1 protein-coding gene is annotated in these 1917 nt (G+C 73.0%); it reads left to right on the top strand.

What is annotated here, in order from left to right:
• The coding region (locus tag ACFV7Q_RS38810) for an amino acid adenylation domain-containing protein (protein ID WP_385435664.1) at nt 1-1917 on the top strand (1917 nt) is incomplete at both ends.

The raw sequence follows: 1917 nt of genomic DNA, 5'->3' as shown, positions 1-1917 counted from the left end.
GGCGTGGTCGAGTACTCCGAGGACCTGTTCGACCGGTCCACGGTCGAGTCGCTGGTCGGCCGCCTCGTGCGGCTGCTCGAAGCCGCCGTCGCCGATCCCGACCGGCCCCTGACCCGCCTGGACATCCTCACCCCCACCGAACGCCACCGGATCCTCACCACCTGGAACGACACCGGCGCCCCGGAGGGCTCCGAGGACGTCATCGCACGGATCCGCGCGGCGGCACGGCGCACGCCCGATGCCGTCGCCGTCACCGACGACCACACCAACCTCACGTACCGCGAACTGATGGCGCAGGCGGACGGAGTCGCGCACTGGCTCCGCTCCCGGGGAGCCGGACCCGAAGCGCGGGTCGCGCTGTTGGCCGAAGCGGGTGCCGACGCCGTCGTCGCCTTCGTCGGCATCCTGGCCGCCGGAGCGGCGTACGTGCCGCTCGACCCCCGCTCGCCCGCAGCCCGCCTGTCGGAGCTGCTTTCCGATGCCGGCGTCGGCTGGATCCTGGCCGGCCGCGGCCAGGCGGAAGTGGCCGAGGACCTCGCCGCCGGCAGCGCCGGCACGCTCGAATCCGTCCTCGTGGCGTCTGCCGCGGACGCGGCTTCCGCCGGCACGGACGGGCAGGAGCCCGAGCCGGCACGGCCGCCGCACCCGCAGGACCTCGCCTACGTCATCTACACCTCCGGTTCCACCGGCCGGCCCAAGGGTGCCATGGTCCACCGCGCAGGCATGGCCAACCACCTCCAAGCCAAGATCGAGGACCTGGCTTTCGGGGACGCGGACTCCCTCATCCAGAACGCCCCGCTCACCTTCGACGTCTCCGTCTGGCAGATGCTCGCGCCCCTCGCCGTGGGCGGCCGCGTCCGCGCGGTCGCCACCGGGACGGCTGCCGACCCCGCAGCCCTCTTCGGGATCGCCGACGAGGAGGACATCTCGGTCCTCGAAGTGGTCCCCTCGCTGCTGCGCGCGACACTGGACCTGTGGGACGACGGGCTGTCCACGCCCGCGTTGCGTGGCCTCAGGCACCTGATGGCCACCGGGGAGGACCTGCCGGCCGACCTCTGCCGGCGCTGGTTCGAGCGCTACCCCCACATACCCATCACCAACGCCTACGGTCCGGCGGAGTGCTCCGACGACGTCGCGCACGCCCTGATCACCGCAGGCCCCCTCTCCGACACCCGGCCCGTTCCCATCGGCTCGCCGGTTCGCAACACCCAGCTCCACGTACTGGGCGACCGGCTGGAGCTCGTACCAGTCGGTGTCGAGGGAGACCTTTACGTGGGCGGCGCCGGCGTCGGCCGCGGATACCTCGGAGACCCGGGGAAGACGGCCACCGCCTTCGTCCCCGATCCGTTCTCGGGCCTCCCCGGCAGCCGGATGTACCGCACCGGCGACCGCGCCCGCCGTCGCGCGGACGGCAGCCTGGAGTTCCTCGGACGGCAGGACCACCAGGTCAAGATCCGCGGCCGCCGGGTCGAGCTCGGGGAGGTGCAGGCCTGCCTGCGCACCGCCCCGGGCGTCTCCGACGCGGTGGTGCTGCTCGTGCCGACGCCCGAGGGCGAGCCGCAGATGGCCGGCTACGTCGCGGGCAACGCGGACCCGCAGGCCGTGCGTGCTCATGCCATGGGACACCTGCCGGAGTTCATGGTGCCGGCGGTGGTGGTGGTGCTGGAGGCGCTGCCGTTGTCGGTGAACGGGAAGGTCGACCGTGCGGCGCTGCCGGTTCCGGAGTTCGGTGCCGGTGGGGTGGGGCGTGGTCCGCGCAGTCCGCAGGAGGAGATCCTGTGCGGGCTGTTCGCCGAGGTCCTGGGCGTCTCCCGGGTCGGCATCGACGACGGGTTCTTCGAGCTGGGCGGGCATTCGCTGTCGGCGACGCGTCTGGTGAGCCGGGTGCGGTCGGTGCTGGGTGTGGAGCTGCCGGTT

Source organism: Streptomyces sp. NPDC059851 (assembly GCF_042732005.1).
Classification (GTDB): domain Bacteria; phylum Actinomycetota; class Actinomycetes; order Streptomycetales; family Streptomycetaceae; genus Streptomyces.
The sequence above is the reverse complement of the archived record's forward strand: the minus strand, read 5'-3'. Positions and strand labels throughout refer to the sequence as shown.